The organism is Aliivibrio salmonicida LFI1238 (genome assembly GCF_000196495.1).
In the GTDB taxonomy this organism is placed as follows: Bacteria; Pseudomonadota; Gammaproteobacteria; order Enterobacterales; family Vibrionaceae; genus Aliivibrio; species Aliivibrio salmonicida.
This window is the reverse complement of record NC_011312.1, coordinates 99,636-121,960: the sequence shown is the minus strand read 5'-3', so window position 1 is coordinate 121,960 and position 22,325 is coordinate 99,636. Positions and strand designations below refer to the sequence as shown.

The 22,325-nt window shown below is 45.5% G+C and carries 5 protein-coding genes, 8 tRNA genes and 9 rRNA genes; 4 read left to right on the top strand and 18 right to left on the bottom strand.

Going from position 1 to position 22,325, the window contains the following annotated elements; translation table 11 throughout:
• The first annotated feature begins 16 nt into the window (after positions 1-16).
• The 3 genes from VSAL_RS00695 (at position 17) to ubiK (ending at position 4,564) form a co-directional block, all read left to right on the top strand.
• Positions 17-1,123, top strand: a complete 1,107-nt coding sequence (locus tag VSAL_RS00695; RefSeq protein ID WP_012548986.1) for an efflux RND transporter periplasmic adaptor subunit — start codon at positions 17-19, stop codon at positions 1,121-1,123.
• A gap of 11 nt (positions 1,124-1,134) precedes the next feature.
• Positions 1,135-4,203 carry a multidrug efflux RND transporter permease subunit gene (locus tag VSAL_RS00690; protein WP_012548985.1) on the top strand — a complete coding sequence of 1,023 codons (3,069 nt, stop codon included), beginning with the start codon at positions 1,135-1,137 and terminating at the stop codon, positions 4,201-4,203.
• A gap of 109 nt (positions 4,204-4,312) precedes the next feature.
• Positions 4,313-4,564 carry a ubiquinone biosynthesis accessory factor UbiK gene (gene ubiK, locus VSAL_RS00685; protein ID WP_012548984.1) on the top strand — a complete coding sequence of 84 codons (252 nt, stop codon included), beginning with the start codon at positions 4,313-4,315 and terminating at the stop codon, positions 4,562-4,564.
• A gap of 87 nt (positions 4,565-4,651) precedes the next feature.
• On the opposite strand, the gene ilvC is transcribed toward ubiK, so the two are convergent.
• Entirely contained in the window at positions 4,652-6,136 is a 1,485-nt protein-coding gene (gene ilvC, locus VSAL_RS00680) for a ketol-acid reductoisomerase (protein WP_012548983.1), read from the bottom strand.
• 128 nt (positions 6,137-6,264) lie between these two features.
• Between ilvC and ilvY the strand changes: the two genes are divergently transcribed.
• Positions 6,265-7,149 carry an HTH-type transcriptional activator IlvY gene (gene ilvY, locus VSAL_RS00675; RefSeq protein WP_012548982.1) on the top strand — a complete coding sequence of 295 codons (885 nt, stop codon included), beginning with the start codon at positions 6,265-6,267 and terminating at the stop codon, positions 7,147-7,149.
• A 49-nt stretch (positions 7,150-7,198) separates the two neighbouring features.
• On the opposite strand, the gene rrf (VSAL_RS00670) is transcribed toward ilvY, so the two are convergent.
• The 17 genes from rrf (VSAL_RS00670) to VSAL_RS00590 all read right to left on the bottom strand — a co-directional run bounded on the left by rrf (VSAL_RS00670) (position 7,199) and on the right by VSAL_RS00590 (position 22,250).
• Positions 7,199-7,314 (bottom strand): 5S ribosomal RNA (gene rrf, locus VSAL_RS00670).
• A 17-nt stretch (positions 7,315-7,331) separates the two neighbouring features.
• A tRNA-Thr gene (locus VSAL_RS00665) sits at positions 7,332-7,408 on the bottom strand.
• A 60-nt stretch (positions 7,409-7,468) separates the two neighbouring features.
• Positions 7,469-7,584 (bottom strand): 5S ribosomal RNA (gene rrf / locus VSAL_RS00660).
• Positions 7,585-7,679: 95 nt separating this feature from the next.
• Positions 7,680-10,570, bottom strand: a 23S ribosomal RNA gene (locus tag VSAL_RS00655).
• A gap of 329 nt (positions 10,571-10,899) precedes the next feature.
• A 16S ribosomal RNA gene (locus VSAL_RS00650) occupies positions 10,900-12,444 on the bottom strand.
• Between the two features lie 401 nt (positions 12,445-12,845).
• A 5S ribosomal RNA gene (gene rrf, locus VSAL_RS00645) occupies positions 12,846-12,961 on the bottom strand.
• A gap of 95 nt (positions 12,962-13,056) precedes the next feature.
• Positions 13,057-15,947, bottom strand: a 23S ribosomal RNA gene (locus VSAL_RS00640).
• Positions 15,948-16,216: 269 nt separating this feature from the next.
• Positions 16,217-16,292, bottom strand: a tRNA-Val gene (locus VSAL_RS00635).
• A gap of 31 nt (positions 16,293-16,323) precedes the next feature.
• Positions 16,324-16,399: transfer RNA gene (locus VSAL_RS00630), tRNA-Ala, on the bottom strand.
• Between the two features lie 24 nt (positions 16,400-16,423).
• Positions 16,424-16,499, bottom strand: a tRNA-Lys gene (locus VSAL_RS00625).
• Positions 16,500-16,501: 2 nt separating this feature from the next.
• Positions 16,502-16,577: transfer RNA gene (locus VSAL_RS00620), tRNA-Glu, on the bottom strand.
• A 95-nt stretch (positions 16,578-16,672) separates the two neighbouring features.
• Positions 16,673-18,217: ribosomal RNA gene (locus VSAL_RS00615) — 16S ribosomal RNA — on the bottom strand.
• A gap of 401 nt (positions 18,218-18,618) precedes the next feature.
• A 5S ribosomal RNA gene (gene rrf / locus VSAL_RS00610) occupies positions 18,619-18,734 on the bottom strand.
• 95 nt (positions 18,735-18,829) lie between these two features.
• Positions 18,830-21,720: ribosomal RNA gene (locus tag VSAL_RS00605) — 23S ribosomal RNA — on the bottom strand.
• The 16S, 23S and 5S rRNA genes sit together here with 8 tRNA genes alongside, the layout of an rRNA operon.
• A 269-nt stretch (positions 21,721-21,989) precedes the next feature.
• A tRNA-Val gene (locus tag VSAL_RS00600) sits at positions 21,990-22,065 on the bottom strand.
• Positions 22,066-22,096: 31 nt separating this feature from the next.
• Positions 22,097-22,172 (bottom strand) — tRNA-Lys (locus tag VSAL_RS00595).
• A 2-nt stretch (positions 22,173-22,174) separates the two neighbouring features.
• Positions 22,175-22,250 (bottom strand) — tRNA-Glu (locus VSAL_RS00590).
• Between the last annotated feature and the right edge of the window lie 75 nt (positions 22,251-22,325).

Sequence of the window (22,325 nt, the reverse complement as noted above, 5' to 3'; positions counted from 1 at the left end):
TGGAGTTCTAATTAGAATGAAAAAGTGGACTTTCTTTATGTTGCTTCTTGCACTACTTATTTTTGGTAGTGTTATTGGCTTTAACATGTTTAAACAGCAAAAAATTGCTGAATTTATGGCAAACCGCCCTGAACCTGAATTTCCTGTCACGATAGAAACAGTCAAAGCGTCAACCTGGACTCCAACTATCGAGGCGATTGGTTTTATTGAACCAAACCAAGGTGTAACACTAACCACTGAATCAAACGGTGTGATCGATAAAATTTCATTTGATTCTGGTAGCCAAGTAAAAGATGACCAATTGCTTATTTCTCTTGATTCTAAAGTAGAAAAAGCAAACTTAAGAAGCTCTCAAGCACGCCTACCTGCTGCTGAAGCAAAATATAAACGCTATAAAGGTTTATTTAAAAAAGGGTCTATCTCTAAAGAAGCTTACGATGAAGCAGAAGCAAATTTCTTCTCTCTTGCTGCTGATATTGAAGGCCTAAAAGCGACTATTGAGCGTCGTGAAATCAAAGCACCATTTGCTGGTGTCATTGGTATCCGTAATGTTTATCTTGGTCAATACTTACAACCAGGTACTGATATTGTCCGTCTAGAAGACACTAGCATTATGCGTTTACGCTTTACGGTGCCTCAAACTGATATTTCTCGCATTAATATCGGACAAGACATCGATATATACATCGACTCTTATCCAACTGAGACTTTCAAAGGGTCGATCAGTGCAATTGAACCAGCGGTAAATATTCAAAGTGGGTTAATTCAGGTTCAAGCTGATATTCCAAATAATGGTGGTAAGCTACGTAGTGGTATGTTTGCTCGCGCTGAAATCATTCTCCCAGCATTTGAAAACCAAGTGGTTATTCCTCAAACCTCAATTACATTCACGCTATATGGTGACAATGTCTACATCGTTTCTGATGTTGACGGTGTTAAACGTGTTAAACAAGCGGTTGTAAAAGTAGGTGAACGAACTAAAGCTGTTGCTCATATTCTTGATGGTGTTAAACCTGGAGATATGGTCGTGACATCAGGACAAGTTCGTCTAAGTAACGATGCAAAAGTGCGTGTTGTCGAAAGTGACGCAACAACGCCGCCTGCTGAAACACCAATGTTGTAACCGGAGGAATTATGCGCTTTACTGATGTTTTCATTAAACGTCCAGTTTTAGCGGTATCGATCAGCTTTTTGATTGCTTTGCTTGGTATCCAAGCTATTTTCAAAATGCAGGTTCGTGAATACCCTGAAATGACCAATACCGTTGTAACGGTAACAACAAGCTATTACGGCGCGAGTGCTGACCTTATTCAAGGTTTCATAACTCAACCCTTAGAGCAAGCGGTAGCACAAGCCGATAATATTGATTTCATGACCTCTCAATCAGTAATGGGGCAATCGACCATTACTGTTACTATGAAATTAAATACGGACCCGAATGCTGCCCTCTCCGATATATTAGCCAAGACTAACTCGGTGCGTTCTCAGCTTCCAAAAGAAGCGGAAGATCCAACGGTTACTATGTCGACAGGTTCAACTACCGCGGTGTTATATATCGGCTTTACCAGTGATGAACTTGCCTCAAGTCAAATCACCGATTATTTAGAACGCGTTGTGAACCCGCAACTATTCACCGTTAATGGCGTATCTAAAATCGACCTATACGGCGGTATTAGATATGCATTACGTATCTGGTTAGAACCAGCACGTATGGCTGCAGTAAATATGACAGCAACAGATGTTATGAGCGTATTAAATGCCAATAACTTTCAGTCAGCAGCAGGCCAAGCAACCGGTGAATTCGTTCTTTATAATGGTAGCGCAAATACTCAAGTCTCGAATGTAGAGGAGCTTGAGCGTTTAGTTATTAAAACAGACGATGGTGAAGTGGTTCGCCTAAGTGATATTGCTAAGGTATCTTTAGAAAAGAGTCATGATATATACCGTGCAAGTGCAAACGGCAAAGAAGCCGTAGTTACTGCAATCAATGCCGCACCAAGTGCCAACCCAATTAACATTGCGGCTGATGTATTGAAGCTTTTACCTCAATTAGAGAAAAACCTTCCAACAAACATCAAAATGAACATCATGTACGATTCAACGATTGCGATTAATGAATCTATCCATGAAGTTATTAAGACTATTGTTGAAGCTGCGGTCATCGTACTTATCGTTATTACCTTATTCTTAGGCTCATTCCGAGCGGTTATCATTCCTATTGTCACCATTCCTCTATCACTTGTTGGTGTTGCAATGGTAATGCAAGTCATGGGCTTCTCATGGAACCTAATGACTCTTCTCGCTATGGTATTGGCCATCGGGCTTGTTGTTGATGATGCCATCGTTGTATTAGAAAACGTAGATAGGCACGTTAAGCTTGGAGAAACCCCGTTTAGGGCCGCTATTATTGGTACGCGTGAAATCGCAATTCCGGTAATTGCAATGACTCTAACGCTGGGCGCGGTATATGCTCCTATCGCGATGATGGGTGGTATTACGGGTTCATTGTTTAAAGAGTTTGCTTTAACGCTCGCAGGTTCAGTATTTGTTTCAGGGATAGTCGCGTTAACATTATCTCCAATGATGTGTTCTAAAATGCTGAAAGCAAATGAAGTACCAAGCAAATTTGAAAGCACAGTTCATCATTTCCTTGATGGTATGACGAATAAATATGAACGTATTCTTGGCTCGGTAATGCAGCATCGACCAGTAATCATTGCATTTGCTGTCATCGTTTTTGCAAGCTTGCCATTACTATTTAAGTTCATACCAAGTGAACTTGCTCCTTCAGAAGATAAAGGAGTGGTAATGCTTATGGGTACAGGTACATCTAACGCTAACTTAGATTACTTACAAAACACAATGAATGATGTAAATAAGATTCTTTCAGATCAACCTGAAATAGCCTTTGCTCAAGTATTCACCGGTGTTCCAAACTCGAACCAAGCCTTTGGTATTGCATCAATGGTTCCTTGGAGCCAACGAGAAGCAAGCCAAGCAGAAGTAACAGATCGTGTTGGTAAATTAGTACAAAATGTCCCAGGAATGGCTGTTACAGCATTCCAAATGCCAGAATTGCCTGGCGCAGGTTCAGGTTTACCAATTCAATTCGTAATAACGACACCAAACAGCTTTGAGAGTCTATTCCAAATAGCAACGGAAGTATTAACTGAAGTGAAAGGAAGCCCTCTATTTGTTTATTCTGATATCGATTTGAATTTTGATTCTGCAACAATGAAAATCAATATCGATAAAGATAAAGCGGGTGCTTACGGTGTGACAATGCAAGACATTGGTATTACGCTAAGTACGATGATGGCTGATGGCTATGTAAACCGTATCGATCTCAATGGTCGTTCTTACGAGGTAATTCCACAAGTAGAACGTAAATTCCGCTTAAACCCTGAATCAATGAATAATTATTACGTTCGTTCAGCAAGCGGGGAAGCAGTTCCATTAGGAAGCTTAATTGCGATTGATGTTATTGCAGAGCCGAGATCTCTACCTCACTTCAATCAGCTAAATTCAGCTACCGTAGGTGCTGTACCATCACCAGGTGTGGCAATGGGTGATGCTATTTCTTGGTTCGAAAATATTGCAAATAGCAAATTGCCAAGTGGGTACAACCATGATTATATGGGCGAAGCTCGACAATATGTGACAGAAGGTAGCGCATTATACGCTACATTTGGTTTAGCATTGGCTATCATCTTCCTAGTACTTGCGATTCAATTTGAATCAATTCGAGATCCATTAGTTATCATGGTTTCTGTACCTCTTGCTATTTGTGGTGCTTTGATTGCCCTCGCATGGGGCGCTGCTACAATGAACATCTACTCACAAGTAGGGTTAATCACTCTCGTTGGCTTGATTACCAAACATGGTATTTTGATTTGTGAAGTAGCAAAAGAAGAACAATTGCATAATCTAAAAAATCGCGTTGAAGCGGTAACAGAAGCTGCAAAAGTTCGTCTTCGTCCAATCCTAATGACAACAGCGGCAATGATTGCGGGTTTAATCCCGTTAATGTATGCCACTGGTGCAGGTGCTGCACAGCGCTTTAGTATTGGTATTGTTATTGTTGCAGGTTTAGCTATTGGTACTCTATTTACGTTATTCGTATTACCCGTAATTTATAGTTACCTAGCAAGTGAGCATAAACCTTTACCAGAGTTTGAAGAAGGGAAAGAAATTCAAGAGTAACTTCTTTAAAATAAAGAATAGGCTACTTCGGTAGCCTTTTTTTTATTTGTCTAGCGACAAGTCGTTGCTCTTTGCTTAAAATATAAAAAATATTTAACAAGGGTAGATAATGTTTAATCCAAAAAAATTAGAGCAAGTTGCCAAGCAAATTCATGATTCAATGCCGCAACCAGTAAAAGAATTAGGAACTGATGTTGAACAGAAAGTTCGCCAGGTCATTCAAGGTCAATTAAATAAGCTAGATATCGTAGCACGCGAAGAATTTGATGTTCAAACTCAAGTTCTATTGCGCACTAGGAAAAAGCTAACAGAAATGGAACAAAAATTAGCTTTATTAGAAGAAAAACTATCTGAAAAATAAACATAATTTTGTTCTTAAGATTAGAACAATTCCTTTAGATACAAAAAAGCCCGATATAATATCGGGCTTTTTTATTAATTATGTAAGTTAACCACCAACAGCAATTGTTTTCATATCAGTCATATAACCGCGTAGTTCTTCACCAATATACTCAACTGGGTGATTACGAATAGTCTCATTCACTTCGATCAATTTAGCATTATCCACTTGATTAGATATTGCCCCTAAACCACGACCAATAACATCAGTATCAACTAAAGGCATGAATTTTTCACGCAGCAATGGTGTTGCAACATTTGCGAATAGATAATTACCATATTCAGCCGTATCTGAAATAACGACATTCATTTCATATAAGCGTTTACGTGCAACAGTGTTAGCGATTAATGGTAGCTCATGCAATGATTCGTAATAAGCAGATTCATCTACAATACCTGAAGCAGTCATCGCTTCAAATGCTAATTCAACACCAGCACGAACCATAGCAACCATTAAAATACCATTATCAAAATATTCTTGTTCTGGAATTTCCAGACTAGAATCAGGGTAGTTTTCAAAAGCAGTTTCACCCGTCTCTTCACGCCACCCTAGCAAGTTAACATCATCATTTGCCCAGTCAGCCATCATCGTACTTGAAAAATGTCCCGAGATAATATCATCCATATGCTTATTATAAAGTGGGCGCATTAGATCTTTTAATTCTTCAGATAAATCAAAGGCTTTAATTTTAGCTGGGTTTGATAGACGATCCATCATATGCGTCACACCACCAAACTTCAGTGCTTCTGTAACTGTTTCCCAGCCAAATTGTAGAAGTTTGCCTGCATAGCTAGCATCGATACCATCAGCGATCATTTTTTCATAACAAACAATAGAGCCGGCTTGCAGCATTCCACAAAGAATTGTTTGTTCACCCATTAAGTCAGATTTAACTTCAGCAACGAATGAAGACTCTAAACAACCGGCACGATGACCACCAGTCCCAGCCGCCCATGCTTTCGCTATATCCCAACCTTCGCCTTTAGGATCATTTTCAGGATGAACAGCAATAAGAGTAGGAACACCAAAACCACGCTTATATTCTTCTCGAACTTCTGTACCTGGACATTTAGGAGCAACCATAACAACCGTTAAATCTTTACGGATTTTCATACCTTCTTCAACGATATTAAAGCCATGCGAGTAACCAAGCGTTGCACCTTCCTTCATTAAAGGCATAACAGTTTCAACAACATTCGTATGCTGTTTATCAGGAGTAAGGTTAATAACCAAATCGGCTTGAGGGATCAATTTTTCGTAGCTAGCAACTTCAAAACCATTTTCGCTTGCATTCTTAAATGATTGACGTTGCTCATCAATAGCAGCCTGACGTAAAGCATAAGCAACATTCAAACCTGAATCTCGCATATTTAAACCTTGATTTAGGCCTTGAGCTCCACAGCCAACAATAACCACCCTTTTACCTTTAAGGTAATCCGCTTCTGTAGAAAATTCTTCGCGGTCCATAAAACGACAACGACCTAGTTGATCTAATTGTTCACGTAAATTTAGCGTATCAAAGTAGTTAGACATTGTGAAACTCCATAAATATCATTTAATCCATTAGGATAATTCTGTGCATACAAAGATAATAACCAAAGATTAACATTGTAAGAAGTGATATATTAACAATACATGATTGCAAAATTAACAACTACGATATGAATATAAAACTACTTCAAACTTTCCTTCATTTATGTGAAAGCCATAGCTTTACCAACACGTCAAAAGCTATGCACTTAAGTTTATCTGCATTAAGCCGGCAAATACAAAAATTAGAAGATGAAATTGGTCACCCATTATTTGTCCGTGATAATAGAAGCGTTGAACTAACAAGCTCAGCAAAGAAATTAATGCCTATCGCTTTAAATATTTGTAGTGAATGGAGTAGTTACAAATCTAGCTCCAATACTGTAAATAATAGTTTAAAGGGGGAATTGAAATTATTTTGTTCAGTAACCGCAAGCTATAGTCACTTACCTCAACTCCTAAATAATTTCAAAGTGAATTATCCTCACATTGAAATAAAGCTTTCAACAGGAGATCCAGCTCAAGCAATTAAGAAAGTAGAAAGTTCAGAGGTTGATATTGCAATATCAGCCATACCAGAAAAAAGATCGAATAAATTAGCTTTTGAAATAATAAGTGAAATACCATTATCGATTATTGCTCCCATTGGGAACAACACATTTAGCGGTGATATAAATAAAGAAAATACAAATTGGGATACGCTTCCTTTTATTTTACCAAAGGAAGGCACGGCGAGAGAAAGAGCAAATTTATGGTTCAAGGAACAAAAAATCAAACCAACAATTTATGCTCAAGTCTCTGGACATGAGGCGATAGTAAGTATGGTTGCTTTAGGGTGTGGTATAGGAATAGCACCTGACGTTGTAATCAATAACAGCCCAGTAAAAGATAAAATTCAAAGGTTAAATACAACACCTATTGCACCATTTAAATTAGGCTTGTGCTGTAAACAATCAAAATTAAATGATTCGGTTATACAAGCTCTTTGGCGGGTAGCTGAAAATACATTTATTTAAATCTATAAACGAAAAAAGGCCTCCCATTGGGAAGCCTTTTAAAATTAGAGCCTAGCGATGTCCTACTCTCACATGGGGAGACCCCACACTACCATCGGCGCTATTGCGTTTCACTTCTGAGTTCGGCATGGGATCAGGTGGGTCCACAACGCTATGGTCGCTAAACAAAATCTATCAGTAAATGGTGCTGATACCCAGACTCGAACTGGGGACCTCACCCTTACCAAGGGTGCGCTCTACCGGGCTGAGCTATATCAGCAAACGACTTACTTATTTAATCGAAGAAACCATCCTAAATAAGGATGGTTTTCAAATTTAAGCCTGGCGATGTCCTACTCTCACATGGGGAGACCCCACACTACCATCGGCGCTATTACGTTTCACTTCTGAGTTCGGCATGGGATCAGGTGGGTCCATAACGCTATGGTCGCCAAGCAAATTCTTTAATTCGGAAAGCTGTATTGTGTTCTTAATCACATTCAATCTGTTTCTTGCTATCTTAAATCCGTTCAAAACCCCTTGGGTGTTGTATGGTTAAGCCTCACGGGCAATTAGTACAGGTTAGCTCAATGCCTCGCAGCACTTACACACCCTGCCTATCAACGTCGTAGTCTTCAACAACCCTTTAGGATACTTAAAGTATCAGGGATGACTCATCTCAAGGCTCGCTTCACGCTTAGATGCTTTCAGCGTTTATCGATCCCGAACTTAGCTACCGGGCAATGCTACTGGCGTAACAACCCGAACACCAGAGGTTCGTCCACTCCGGTCCTCTCGTACTAGGAGCAGCCCCTTTCAATCATCCAACGCCCACGGCAGATAGGGACCGAACTGTCTCACGACGTTCTAAACCCAGCTCGCGTACCACTTTAAATGGCGAACAGCCATACCCTTGGGACCGACTTCAGCCCCAGGATGTGATGAGCCGACATCGAGGTGCCAAACACCGCCGTCGATATGAACTCTTGGGCGGTATCAGCCTGTTATCCCCGGAGTACCTTTTATCCGTTGAGCGATGGCCCTTCCATTCAGAACCACCGGATCACTATGACCTGCTTTCGCACCTGCTCGAATTGTCATTCTCGCAGTCAAGCGGGCTTATGCCATTGCACTAACCACACGATGTCCAACCGTGTTTAGCCCACCTTCGTGCTCCTCCGTTACTCTTTGGGAGGAGACCGCCCCAGTCAAACTACCCACCAGGCACTGTCCGCAACCCCGATAAGGGGCCAACGTTAGAACATCAAGCATACAAGGGTGGTATTTCAAGATTGCCTCCACAAATACTAGCGTACTTGCTTCAAAGGCTCCCACCTATCCTACACATGTAGGGTCAATGTTCAGTGCCAAGCTGTAGTAAAGGTTCACGGGGTCTTTCCGTCTAGCCGCGGGTACACTGCATCTTCACAGCGATTTCAATTTCACTGAGTCTCGGGTGGAGACAGCGTGGCCATCATTACGCCATTCGTGCAGGTCGGAACTTACCCGACAAGGAATTTCGCTACCTTAGGACCGTTATAGTTACGGCCGCCGTTTACTTGGGCTTCGATCAAGAGCTTCGACCGAAGTCTAACCCCATCAATTAACCTTCAAGCACCGGGCAGGCGTCACACCGTATACGTCATCTTACGATTTAGCACAGTGCTATGTTTTTAATAAACAGTTGCAGCCACCTGGTATCTGCGACTCCCGGCAGCTTAGAGAGCAAGTCTCATCACCGCTAGGAGCGTACCTTCTCCCGAAGTTACGGTACCATTTTGCCTAGTTCCTTCACCCGAGTTCTCTCAAGCGCCTTAGTATTCTCTACTCGACCACCTGTGTCGGTTTGGGGTACGATTTCTTATAACCTGAAGCTTAGAGGCTTTTCCTGGAAGCATGGCATCAATAGCTTCACACCCGTAGGTGCTCGACATCGTGTCTCAGCCTAACAAGAGTCCGGATTTACCTAAACTCTTAGCCTACGCACTTGAACTTGGACGACCGTCGCCAAGCCTACCTAGCCTTCTCCGTCCCCCCATCGCAATTATAAGAAGTACGGGAATATTAACCCGTTTCCCATCGACTACGCCTTTCGGCCTCGCCTTAGGGGTCGACTTACCCTGCCCCGATTAACGTTGGACAGGAACCCTTGGTCTTCCGGCGAGGGGGTTTTTCACCCCCTTTATCGTTACTCATGTCAGCATTCGCACTTCTGATACCTCCAGCATGCCTTACAGCACACCTTCAACGGCTTACAGAACGCTCCCCTACCCAGCACAATAAATTGCACTGCCGCAGCTTCGGTGTATAGCTTAGCCCCGTTACATCTTCCGCGCAGGCCGACTCGACCAGTGAGCTATTACGCTTTCTTTAAATGATGGCTGCTTCTAAGCCAACATCCTGGCTGTCTGAGCCTTCCCACATCGTTTCCCACTTAGCTATAACTTTGGGACCTTAGCTGGCGGTCTGGGTTGTTTCCCTCTCCACGACGGACGTTAGCACCCGCCGTGTGTCTCCCGGATATTACTTACTGGTATTCGGAGTTTGCAAAGGGTTGGTAAGTCGGGATGACCCCCTAGCCTTAACAGTGCTCTACCCCCAGTAGTATTCGTCCGAGGCTCTACCTAAATAGATTTCGGGGAGAACCAGCTATCTCCAAGTTTGATTGGCCTTTCACCCCTAGCCACAAGTCATCCGCTAATTTTTCAACATTAGTCGGTTCGGTCCTCCAGTTGATGTTACTCAACCTTCAACCTGCCCATGGCTAGATCACTTGGTTTCGGGTCTATATCCAGAGACTGAACGCCCAGTTAAGACTCGGTTTCCCTACGGCTCCCCTAAACGGTTAACCTTGCCACTGAATATAAGTCGCTGACCCATTATACAAAAGGTACGCAGTCACATAACAAGTATGCTCCTACTGCTTGTACGTACACGGTTTCAGGTTCTATTTCACTCCCCTCACAGGGGTTCTTTTCGCCTTTCCCTCACGGTACTGGTTCACTATCGGTCAGTCAGTAGTATTTAGCCTTGGAGGATGGTCCCCCCATATTCAGACAGGATATCACGTGTCCCGCCTTACTCGTTTTCACTGATGATGAGATGTCGGTTACAGGGCTATCACCTTGTATCGCGCCACTTTCCAGAGGCTTCACCTGTCTCATTAACAACTTAAGGGCTAACCCAATTTCGCTCACCGCTACTTTCGGGATCTCGGTTGATTTCTCTTCCTCGGGGTACTTAGATGTTTCAGTTCTCCCGGTTTGCTTCGCTGCGCTATGTATTCACGCAGCGATACTAGCTTATGCTAGTGGGTTTCCCCATTCAGAAATCCCAGACTCAAAAGGTTTTTACTACCTAATCTGGGCTTATCGCAAGTTAATACGTCTTTCATCGCCTCTGACTGCCAAGGCATCCACCGTGTACGCTTAGTCACTTAACCATACAACCCCAAGAGGTTTCGTATGGCATAAACAACCAAGGTTGAACTCTTCATTGAGAGTTCTGGTTTTTCGCCGGATTCAAAATACAAGAACACTTGAATGTGTTTTTAATTTGTTTATCTAAAGATAAACAAAAGATATTAAGAACTTTTAAATTTTGATTTATCTAACTCGTAAGTTAGTTAAATCAGTCAGCTTTCCAAATTGTTAAAGAGCTTAAAGCAAAAAGCTTTAATCAATAATCGAAATCATTAATTAAAGCTCTGTCACTTCAACTTATTAAAACCTAATCAATCTGTGTGAACACTCATAAATCGCAATCTATCGTTAAGGAGGTGATCCAGCCCCAGGTTCCCCTAGGGCTACCTTGTTACGACTTCACCCCAGTCATGAACCACAAAGTGGTGAGCGTCCTCCCCGAAAGGTTAAACTACCCACTTCTTTTGCAGCCCACTCCCATGGTGTGACGGGCGGTGTGTACAAGGCCCGGGAACGTATTCACCGTGACATTCTGATTCACGATTACTAGCGATTCCGACTTCACGGAGTCGAGTTGCAGACTCCGATCCGGACTACGACGCACTTTTTGGGATTCGCTCACTATCGCTAGCTTGCAGCCCTCTGTATGCGCCATTGTAGCACGTGTGTAGCCCTACTCGTAAGGGCCATGATGACTTGACGTCGTCCCCACCTTCCTCCGGTTTATCACCGGCAGTCTCCCTGGAGTTCCCACCATTACGTGCTGGCAAACAAGGATAAGGGTTGCGCTCGTTGCGGGACTTAACCCAACATTTCACAACACGAGCTGACGACAGCCATGCAGCACCTGTCTTACAGTTCCCGAAGGCACTAAGCTATCTCTAGCGAATTCTGTAGATGTCAAGAGTAGGTAAGGTTCTTCGCGTTGCATCGAATTAAACCACATGCTCCACCGCTTGTGCGGGCCCCCGTCAATTCATTTGAGTTTTAATCTTGCGACCGTACTCCCCAGGCGGTCTACTTAACGCGTTAGCTCCGAAAGCCACGGCTCAAGGCCACAACCTCCAAGTAGACATCGTTTACGGCGTGGACTACCAGGGTATCTAATCCTGTTTGCTCCCCACGCTTTCGCATCTGAGTGTCAGTGTCTGTCCAGGGGGCCGCCTTCGCCACTGGTATTCCTTCAGATCTCTACGCATTTCACCGCTACACCTGAAATTCTACCCCCCTCTACAGCACTCTAGTTCACCAGTTTCAAATGCGGTTCCGAGGTTGAGCCCCGGGCTTTCACATCTGACTTAATGAACCACCTGCATGCGCTTTACGCCCAGTAATTCCGATTAACGCTCGCACCCTCCGTATTACCGCGGCTGCTGGCACGGAGTTAGCCGGTGCTTCTTCTGTCGCTAACGTCAAGATGTACAGCTATTAACTGCACACCCTTCCTCACGACTGAAAGTACTTTACAACCCGAAGGCCTTCTTCATACACGCGGCATGGCTGCATCAGGCTTTCGCCCATTGTGCAATATTCCCCACTGCTGCCTCCCGTAGGAGTCTGGACCGTGTCTCAGTTCCAGTGTGGCTGATCATCCTCTCAGACCAGCTAGAGATCGTCGCCTTGGTGAGCTCTTACCCCACCAACTAGCTAATCTCACCTGGGCTAATCTTGACGCGAGAGGTCCGAAGATCCCCCTCTTTGGTCCGAAGACATTATGCGGTATTAGCTATCGTTTCCAATAGTTATCCCCCACATCAAGGCATATTCCCAGGCATTACTCACCCGTCCGCCGCTCGTCAGCGAATTAGCAAGCTAATTCCTGTTACCGCTCGACTTGCATGTGTTAGGCCTGCCGCCAGCGTTCAATCTGAGCCATGATCAAACTCTTCAATTAAAGTTTTTTGGTTTGTTTCAGCAGAAACAAAACCGGCTCAATGATTTATACTGATTTCTTACATAAAAGTAATTTTGTGTAGTCACTCAGTTCATTGATTATTTTTGTTTGAATTCACTTCGAAAAGTAAATGCAAACTAGTGATTATCAACTCACAAGTGCCCACACAGATTGATTTGGTTAAATTGTTAAAGAGCGTTGTCTTTCAACCACTTAGCCTTTCAGCTTCGTCGTTTCAGGCTGCATATATTACGCTTTCTGATTTGAAAGTCAAGGTAATATTCTCAATCTTTTCATTTATTTATGAAAGACTTAAAAATGTTAACTTGACTTGCCTCCAGTGACAAACTGGGAGCGAAATAAAAGCCCGTTCTATTGAACGGGCACTTATTCAAATTCAAGCCTGGCGATGTCCTACTCTCACATGGGGAGACCCCACACTACCATCGGCGCTATTACGTTTCACTTCTGAGTTCGGCATGGGATCAGGTGGGTCCATAACGCTATGGTCGCCAAGCAAATTCTTTAATTCGGAAAGCTGTATTGTGTTCTTAATCACATTCAATCTGTTTCTTGCTATCTTAAATCCGTTCAAAACCCCTTGGGTGTTGTATGGTTAAGCCTCACGGGCAATTAGTACAGGTTAGCTCAATGCCTCGCAGCACTTACACACCCTGCCTATCAACGTCGTAGTCTTCAACAACCCTTTAGGATACTTAAAGTATCAGGGATGACTCATCTCAAGGCTCGCTTCACGCTTAGATGCTTTCAGCGTTTATCGATCCCGAACTTAGCTACCGGGCAATGCTACTGGCGTAACAACCCGAACACCAGAGGTTCGTCCACTCCGGTCCTCTCGTACTAGGAGCAGCCCCTTTCAATCATCCAACGCCCACGGCAGATAGGGACCGAACTGTCTCACGACGTTCTAAACCCAGCTCGCGTACCACTTTAAATGGCGAACAGCCATACCCTTGGGACCGACTTCAGCCCCAGGATGTGATGAGCCGACATCGAGGTGCCAAACACCGCCGTCGATATGAACTCTTGGGCGGTATCAGCCTGTTATCCCCGGAGTACCTTTTATCCGTTGAGCGATGGCCCTTCCATTCAGAACCACCGGATCACTATGACCTGCTTTCGCACCTGCTCGAATTGTCATTCTCGCAGTCAAGCGGGCTTATGCCATTGCACTAACCACACGATGTCCAACCGTGTTTAGCCCACCTTCGTGCTCCTCCGTTACTCTTTGGGAGGAGACCGCCCCAGTCAAACTACCCACCAGGCACTGTCCGCAACCCCGATAAGGGGCCAACGTTAGAACATCAAGCATACAAGGGTGGTATTTCAAGATTGCCTCCACAAATACTAGCGTACTTGCTTCAAAGGCTCCCACCTATCCTACACATGTAGGGTCAATGTTCAGTGCCAAGCTGTAGTAAAGGTTCACGGGGTCTTTCCGTCTAGCCGCGGGTACACTGCATCTTCACAGCGATTTCAATTTCACTGAGTCTCGGGTGGAGACAGCGTGGCCATCATTACGCCATTCGTGCAGGTCGGAACTTACCCGACAAGGAATTTCGCTACCTTAGGACCGTTATAGTTACGGCCGCCGTTTACTTGGGCTTCGATCAAGAGCTTCGACCGAAGTCTAACCCCATCAATTAACCTTCAAGCACCGGGCAGGCGTCACACCGTATACGTCATCTTACGATTTAGCACAGTGCTATGTTTTTAATAAACAGTTGCAGCCACCTGGTATCTGCGACTCCCGGCAGCTTAGAGAGCAAGTCTCATCACCGCTAGGAGCGTACCTTCTCCCGAAGTTACGGTACCATTTTGCCTAGTTCCTTCACCCGAGTTCTCTCAAGCGCCTTAGTATTCTCTACTCGACCACCTGTGTCGGTTTGGGGTACGATTTCTTATAACCTGAAGCTTAGAGGCTTTTCCTGGAAGCATGGCATCAATAGCTTCACACCCGTAGGTGCTCGACATCGTGTCTCAGCCTAACAAGAGTCCGGATTTACCTAAACTCTTAGCCTACGCACTTGAACTTGGACGACCGTCGCCAAGCCTACCTAGCCTTCTCCGTCCCCCCATCGCAATTATAAGAAGTACGGGAATATTAACCCGTTTCCCATCGACTACGCCTTTCGGCCTCGCCTTAGGGGTCGACTTACCCTGCCCCGATTAACGTTGGACAGGAACCCTTGGTCTTCCGGCGAGGGGGTTTTTCACCCCCTTTATCGTTACTCATGTCAGCATTCGCACTTCTGATACCTCCAGCATGCCTTACAGCACACCTTCAACGGCTTACAGAACGCTCCCCTACCCAGCACAATAAATTGCACTGCCGCAGCTTCGGTGTATAGCTTAGCCCCGTTACATCTTCCGCGCAGGCCGACTCGACCAGTGAGCTATTACGCTTTCTTTAAATGATGGCTGCTTCTAAGCCAACATCCTGGCTGTCTGAGCCTTCCCACATCGTTTCCCACTTAGCTATAACTTTGGGACCTTAGCTGGCGGTCTGGGTTGTTTCCCTCTCCACGACGGACGTTAGCACCCGCCGTGTGTCTCCCGGATATTACTTACTGGTATTCGGAGTTTGCAAAGGGTTGGTAAGTCGGGATGACCCCCTAGCCTTAACAGTGCTCTACCCCCAGTAGTATTCGTCCGAGGCTCTACCTAAATAGATTTCGGGGAGAACCAGCTATCTCCAAGTTTGATTGGCCTTTCACCCCTAGCCACAAGTCATCCGCTAATTTTTCAACATTAGTCGGTTCGGTCCTCCAGTTGATGTTACTCAACCTTCAACCTGCCCATGGCTAGATCACTTGGTTTCGGGTCTATATCCAGAGACTGAACGCCCAGTTAAGACTCGGTTTCCCTACGGCTCCCCTAAACGGTTAACCTTGCCACTGAATATAAGTCGCTGACCCATTATACAAAAGGTACGCAGTCACATAACAAGTATGCTCCTACTGCTTGTACGTACACGGTTTCAGGTTCTATTTCACTCCCCTCACAGGGGTTCTTTTCGCCTTTCCCTCACGGTACTGGTTCACTATCGGTCAGTCAGTAGTATTTAGCCTTGGAGGATGGTCCCCCCATATTCAGACAGGATATCACGTGTCCCGCCTTACTCGTTTTCACTGATGATGAGATGTCGGTTACAGGGCTATCACCTTGTATCGCGCCACTTTCCAGAGGCTTCACCTGTCTCATTAACAACTTAAGGGCTAACCCAATTTCGCTCGCCGCTACTTTCGGGATCTCGGTTGATTTCTCTTCCTCGGGGTACTTAGATGTTTCAGTTCTCCCGGTTTGCTTCGCTGCGCTATGTATTCACGCAGCGATACTAGCTTATGCTAGTGGGTTTCCCCATTCAGAAATCCCAGACTCAAAAGGTTTTTACTACCTAATCTGGGCTTATCGCAAGTTAATACGTCTTTCATCGCCTCTGACTGCCAAGGCATCCACCGTGTACGCTTAGTCACTTAACCATACAACCCCAAGAGGTTTCGTATGGCATAAACAACCAAGGTTGAACTCTTCATTGAGAGTTCTGGTTTTTCGCCGGATTCAAAATACAAGAACACTTGAATGTGTTTTTAATTTGTTTATCTAAAGATAAACAAAAGATATTAAGAACTTTTAAATTTTGATTTATCTAACTCGTAAGTTAGTTAAATCAGTCAGCTTTCCAAATTGTTAAAGAGCAATGTTTCTTTCGAAACCATTTTTAAAGACTCTCAAAGAGAATACTTAAAGATGGTGGGCGATACCGGGCTCGAACCAGTGACCCCCTCCTTGTAAGGGAGGTGCTCTCCCAACTGAGCTAATCGCCCACGAAAGTTTTAATTCCTTCGCGAGAAAGAATGGTGGAGCTATGCGGGATCGAACCGCAGACCTCCTGCGTGCAAGGCAGGCGCTCTCCCAGCTGAGCTATAGCCCCAAATTTTATTTCCTTGGGAGGAAATGGTGGGTCGTGCAGGATTCGAACCTGCGACCAATTGATTAAAAGTCAACTGCTCTACCAACTGAGCTAACGACCCAATGGTATCCCGTAGGGGAGTCGAACCCCTGTTACCGCCGTGAAAGGGCGGTGTCCTAGGCCTCTAGACGAACGGGACACTGGATATTTTGAAGGTGTTGGGCACCTTCCATTGCTTTTTACTTTTTTAACCTAATCAATCTGTGTGAACACTCATAAATCGTAATCTATCGTTAAGGAGGTGATCCAGCCCCAGGTTCCCCTAGGGCTACCTTGTTACGACTTCACCCCAGTCATGAACCACAAAGTGGTGAGCGTCCTCCCCGAAAGGTTAAACTACCCACTTCTTTTGCAGCCCACTCCCATGGTGTGACGGGCGGTGTGTACAAGGCCCGGGAACGTATTCACCGTGACATTCTGATTCACGATTACTAGCGATTCCGACTTCACGGAGTCGAGTTGCAGACTCCGATCCGGACTACGACGCACTTTTTGGGATTCGCTCACTATCGCTAGCTTGCAGCCCTCTGTATGCGCCATTGTAGCACGTGTGTAGCCCTACTCGTAAGGGCCATGATGACTTGACGTCGTCCCCACCTTCCTCCGGTTTATCACCGGCAGTCTCCCTGGAGTTCCCACCATTACGTGCTGGCAAACAAGGATAAGGGTTGCGCTCGTTGCGGGACTTAACCCAACATTTCACAACACGAGCTGACGACAGCCATGCAGCACCTGTCTTACAGTTCCCGAAGGCACTAAGCTATCTCTAGCGAATTCTGTAGATGTCAAGAGTAGGTAAGGTTCTTCGCGTTGCATCGAATTAAACCACATGCTCCACCGCTTGTGCGGGCCCCCGTCAATTCATTTGAGTTTTAATCTTGCGACCGTACTCCCCAGGCGGTCTACTTAACGCGTTAGCTCCGAAAGCCACGGCTCAAGGCCACAACCTCCAAGTAGACATCGTTTACGGCGTGGACTACCAGGGTATCTAATCCTGTTTGCTCCCCACGCTTTCGCATCTGAGTGTCAGTGTCTGTCCAGGGGGCCGCCTTCGCCACTGGTATTCCTTCAGATCTCTACGCATTTCACCGCTACACCTGAAATTCTACCCCCCTCTACAGCACTCTAGTTCACCAGTTTCAAATGCGGTTCCGAGGTTGAGCCCCGGGCTTTCACATCTGACTTAATGAACCACCTGCATGCGCTTTACGCCCAGTAATTCCGATTAACGCTCGCACCCTCCGTATTACCGCGGCTGCTGGCACGGAGTTAGCCGGTGCTTCTTCTGTCGCTAACGTCAAGATGTACAGCTATTAACTGCACACCCTTCCTCACGACTGAAAGTACTTTACAACCCGAAGGCCTTCTTCATACACGCGGCATGGCTGCATCAGGCTTTCGCCCATTGTGCAATATTCCCCACTGCTGCCTCCCGTAGGAGTCTGGACCGTGTCTCAGTTCCAGTGTGGCTGATCATCCTCTCAGACCAGCTAGAGATCGTCGCCTTGGTGAGCTCTTACCCCACCAACTAGCTAATCTCACCTGGGCTAATCTTGACGCGAGAGGTCCGAAGATCCCCCTCTTTGGTCCGAAGACATTATGCGGTATTAGCTATCGTTTCCAATAGTTATCCCCCACATCAAGGCATATTCCCAGGCATTACTCACCCGTCCGCCGCTCGTCAGCGAATTAGCAAGCTAATTCCTGTTACCGCTCGACTTGCATGTGTTAGGCCTGCCGCCAGCGTTCAATCTGAGCCATGATCAAACTCTTCAATTAAAGTTTTTTGGTTTGTTTCAGCAGAAACAAAACCGGCTCAATGATTTATACTGATTTCTTACATAAAAGTAATTTTGTGTAGTCACTCAGTTCATTGATTATTTTTGTTTGTATTCACTCCGAAAAGTAAATGCAAACTAGTGATTATCAACTCACAAGTGCCCACACAGATTGATTTGGTTAAATTGTTAAAGAGCGTTATCTTTCAACCACTTAGCCTTTCAGCTTCGTCGTTTCAGGCTGCGTATATTACGCTTTCTGATTTGAAAGTCAAGGTAATATTCTCAATCTTTTCATTTATTTATGAAAGACTTAAAAATGTTAACTTGACTTGCCTCCAGTGACAAACTGGGAGCGAAATAAAAGCCCGTTCTATTGAACGGGCACTTATTCAAATTTAAGCCTGGCGATGTCCTACTCTCACATGGGGAGACCCCACACTACCATCGGCGCTATTACGTTTCACTTCTGAGTTCGGCATGGGATCAGGTGGGTCCATAACGCTATGGTCGCCAAGCAAATTCTTTAATTCGGAAAGCTGTATTGTGTTCTTAATCACATTCAATCTGTTTCTTGCTATCTTAAATCCGTTCAAAACCCCTTGGGTGTTGTATGGTTAAGCCTCACGGGCAATTAGTACAGGTTAGCTCAATGCCTCGCAGCACTTACACACCCTGCCTATCAACGTCGTAGTCTTCAACAACCCTTTAGGATACTTAAAGTATCAGGGATGACTCATCTCAAGGCTCGCTTCACGCTTAGATGCTTTCAGCGTTTATCGATCCCGAACTTAGCTACCGGGCAATGCTACTGGCGTAACAACCCGAACACCAGAGGTTCGTCCACTCCGGTCCTCTCGTACTAGGAGCAGCCCCTTTCAATCATCCAACGCCCACGGCAGATAGGGACCGAACTGTCTCACGACGTTCTAAACCCAGCTCGCGTACCACTTTAAATGGCGAACAGCCATACCCTTGGGACCGACTTCAGCCCCAGGATGTGATGAGCCGACATCGAGGTGCCAAACACCGCCGTCGATATGAACTCTTGGGCGGTATCAGCCTGTTATCCCCGGAGTACCTTTTATCCGTTGAGCGATGGCCCTTCCATTCAGAACCACCGGATCACTATGACCTGCTTTCGCACCTGCTCGAATTGTCATTCTCGCAGTCAAGCGGGCTTATGCCATTGCACTAACCACACGATGTCCAACCGTGTTTAGCCCACCTTCGTGCTCCTCCGTTACTCTTTGGGAGGAGACCGCCCCAGTCAAACTACCCACCAGGCACTGTCCGCAACCCCGATAAGGGGCCAACGTTAGAACATCAAGCATACAAGGGTGGTATTTCAAGATTGCCTCCACAAATACTAGCGTACTTGCTTCAAAGGCTCCCACCTATCCTACACATGTAGGGTCAATGTTCAGTGCCAAGCTGTAGTAAAGGTTCACGGGGTCTTTCCGTCTAGCCGCGGGTACACTGCATCTTCACAGCGATTTCAATTTCACTGAGTCTCGGGTGGAGACAGCGTGGCCATCATTACGCCATTCGTGCAGGTCGGAACTTACCCGACAAGGAATTTCGCTACCTTAGGACCGTTATAGTTACGGCCGCCGTTTACTTGGGCTTCGATCAAGAGCTTCGACCGAAGTCTAACCCCATCAATTAACCTTCAAGCACCGGGCAGGCGTCACACCGTATACGTCATCTTACGATTTAGCACAGTGCTATGTTTTTAATAAACAGTTGCAGCCACCTGGTATCTGCGACTCCCGGCAGCTTAGAGAGCAAGTCTCATCACCGCTAGGAGCGTACCTTCTCCCGAAGTTACGGTACCATTTTGCCTAGTTCCTTCACCCGAGTTCTCTCAAGCGCCTTAGTATTCTCTACTCGACCACCTGTGTCGGTTTGGGGTACGATTTCTTATAACCTGAAGCTTAGAGGCTTTTCCTGGAAGCATGGCATCAATAGCTTCACACCCGTAGGTGCTCGACATCGTGTCTCAGCCTAACAAGAGTCCGGATTTACCTAAACTCTTAGCCTACGCACTTGAACTTGGACGACCGTCGCCAAGCCTACCTAGCCTTCTCCGTCCCCCCATCGCAATTATAAGAAGTACGGGAATATTAACCCGTTTCCCATCGACTACGCCTTTCGGCCTCGCCTTAGGGGTCGACTTACCCTGCCCCGATTAACGTTGGACAGGAACCCTTGGTCTTCCGGCGAGGGGGTTTTTCACCCCCTTTATCGTTACTCATGTCAGCATTCGCACTTCTGATACCTCCAGCATGCCTTACAGCACACCTTCAACGGCTTACAGAACGCTCCCCTACCCAGCACAATAAATTGGACTGCCGCAGCTTCGGTGTATAGCTTAGCCCCGTTACATCTTCCGCGCAGGCCGACTCGACCAGTGAGCTATTACGCTTTCTTTAAATGATGGCTGCTTCTAAGCCAACATCCTGGCTGTCTGAGCCTTCCCACATCGTTTCCCACTTAGCTATAACTTTGGGACCTTAGCTGGCGGTCTGGGTTGTTTCCCTCTCCACGACGGACGTTAGCACCCGCCGTGTGTCTCCCGGATATTACTTACTGGTATTCGGAGTTTGCAAAGGGTTGGTAAGTCGGGATGACCCCCTAGCCTTAACAGTGCTCTACCCCCAGTAGTATTCGTCCGAGGCTCTACCTAAATAGATTTCGGGGAGAACCAGCTATCTCCAAGTTTGATTGGCCTTTCACCCCTAGCCACAAGTCATCCGCTAATTTTTCAACATTAGTCGGTTCGGTCCTCCAGTTGATGTTACTCAACCTTCAACCTGCCCATGGCTAGATCACTTGGTTTCGGGTCTATATCCAGAGACTGAACGCCCAGTTAAGACTCGGTTTCCCTACGGCTCCCCTAAACGGTTAACCTTGCCACTGAATATAAGTCGCTGACCCATTATACAAAAGGTACGCAGTCACATAACAAGTATGCTCCTACTGCTTGTACGTACACGGTTTCAGGTTCTATTTCACTCCCCTCACAGGGGTTCTTTTCGCCTTTCCCTCACGGTACTGGTTCACTATCGGTCAGTCAGTAGTATTTAGCCTTGGAGGATGGTCCCCCCATATTCAGACAGGATATCACGTGTCCCGCCTTACTCGTTTTCACTGATGATGAGATGTCGGTTACAGGGCTATCACCTTGTATCGCGCCACTTTCCAGAGGCTTCACCTGTCTCATTAACAACTTAAGGGCTAACCCAATTTCGCTCGCCGCTACTTTCGGGATCTCGGTTGATTTCTCTTCCTCGGGGTACTTAGATGTTTCAGTTCTCCCGGTTTGCTTCGCTGCGCTATGTATTCACGCAGCGATACTAGCTTATGCTAGTGGGTTTCCCCATTCAGAAATCCCAGACTCAAAAGGTTTTTACTACCTAATCTGGGCTTATCGCAAGTTAATACGTCTTTCATCGCCTCTGACTGCCAAGGCATCCACCGTGTACGCTTAGTCACTTAACCATACAACCCCAAGAGGTTTCGTATGGCATAAACAACCAAGGTTGAACTCTTCATTGAGAGTTCTGGTTTTTCGCCGGATTCAAAATACAAGAACACTTGAATGTGTTTTTAATTTGTTTATCTAAAGATAAACAAAAGATATTAAGAACTTTTAAATTTTGATTTATCTAACTCGTAAGTTAGTTAAATCAGTCAGCTTTCCAAATTGTTAAAGAGCAATGTTTCTTTCGAAACCATTTTTAAAGACTCTCAAAGAGAATACTTAAAGATGGTGGGCGATACCGGGCTCGAACCAGTGACCCCCTCCTTGTAAGGGAGGTGCTCTCCCAACTGAGCTAATCGCCCACGAAAGTTTTAATTCCTTCGTGAAAAAGAATGGTGGGTCGTGCAGGATTCGAACCTGCGACCAATTGATTAAAAGTCAACTGCTCTACCAACTGAGCTAACGACCCAATGGTATCCCGTAGGGGAGTCGAACCCCTGTTACCGCCGTGAAAGGGCGGTGTCCTAGGCCTCTAGACGAACGGGACACTGGATATTTTGAAGGTGTTGGGCACCTTCCATTGCTTTTTACTTTTTTAACCTAATCAATCTGTGTGAACACT

Coding starts and splice junctions, on each gene's coding strand:
- VSAL_RS00695 (WP_012548986.1), top strand. CDS start 17: ATGAAAAAGTGGACTTTCTTTATGTTGCTTCTTGCACTACTTATTTTT.
- VSAL_RS00690 (WP_012548985.1), top strand. CDS start 1,135: ATGCGCTTTACTGATGTTTTCATTAAACGTCCAGTTTTAGCGGTATCG.
- ubiK (WP_012548984.1), top strand. CDS start 4,313: ATGTTTAATCCAAAAAAATTAGAGCAAGTTGCCAAGCAAATTCATGAT.
- ilvC (WP_012548983.1), bottom strand. CDS start 6,136: ATGTCTAACTACTTTGATACGCTAAATTTACGTGAACAATTAGATCAA.
- ilvY (WP_012548982.1), top strand. CDS start 6,265: ATGAATATAAAACTACTTCAAACTTTCCTTCATTTATGTGAAAGCCAT.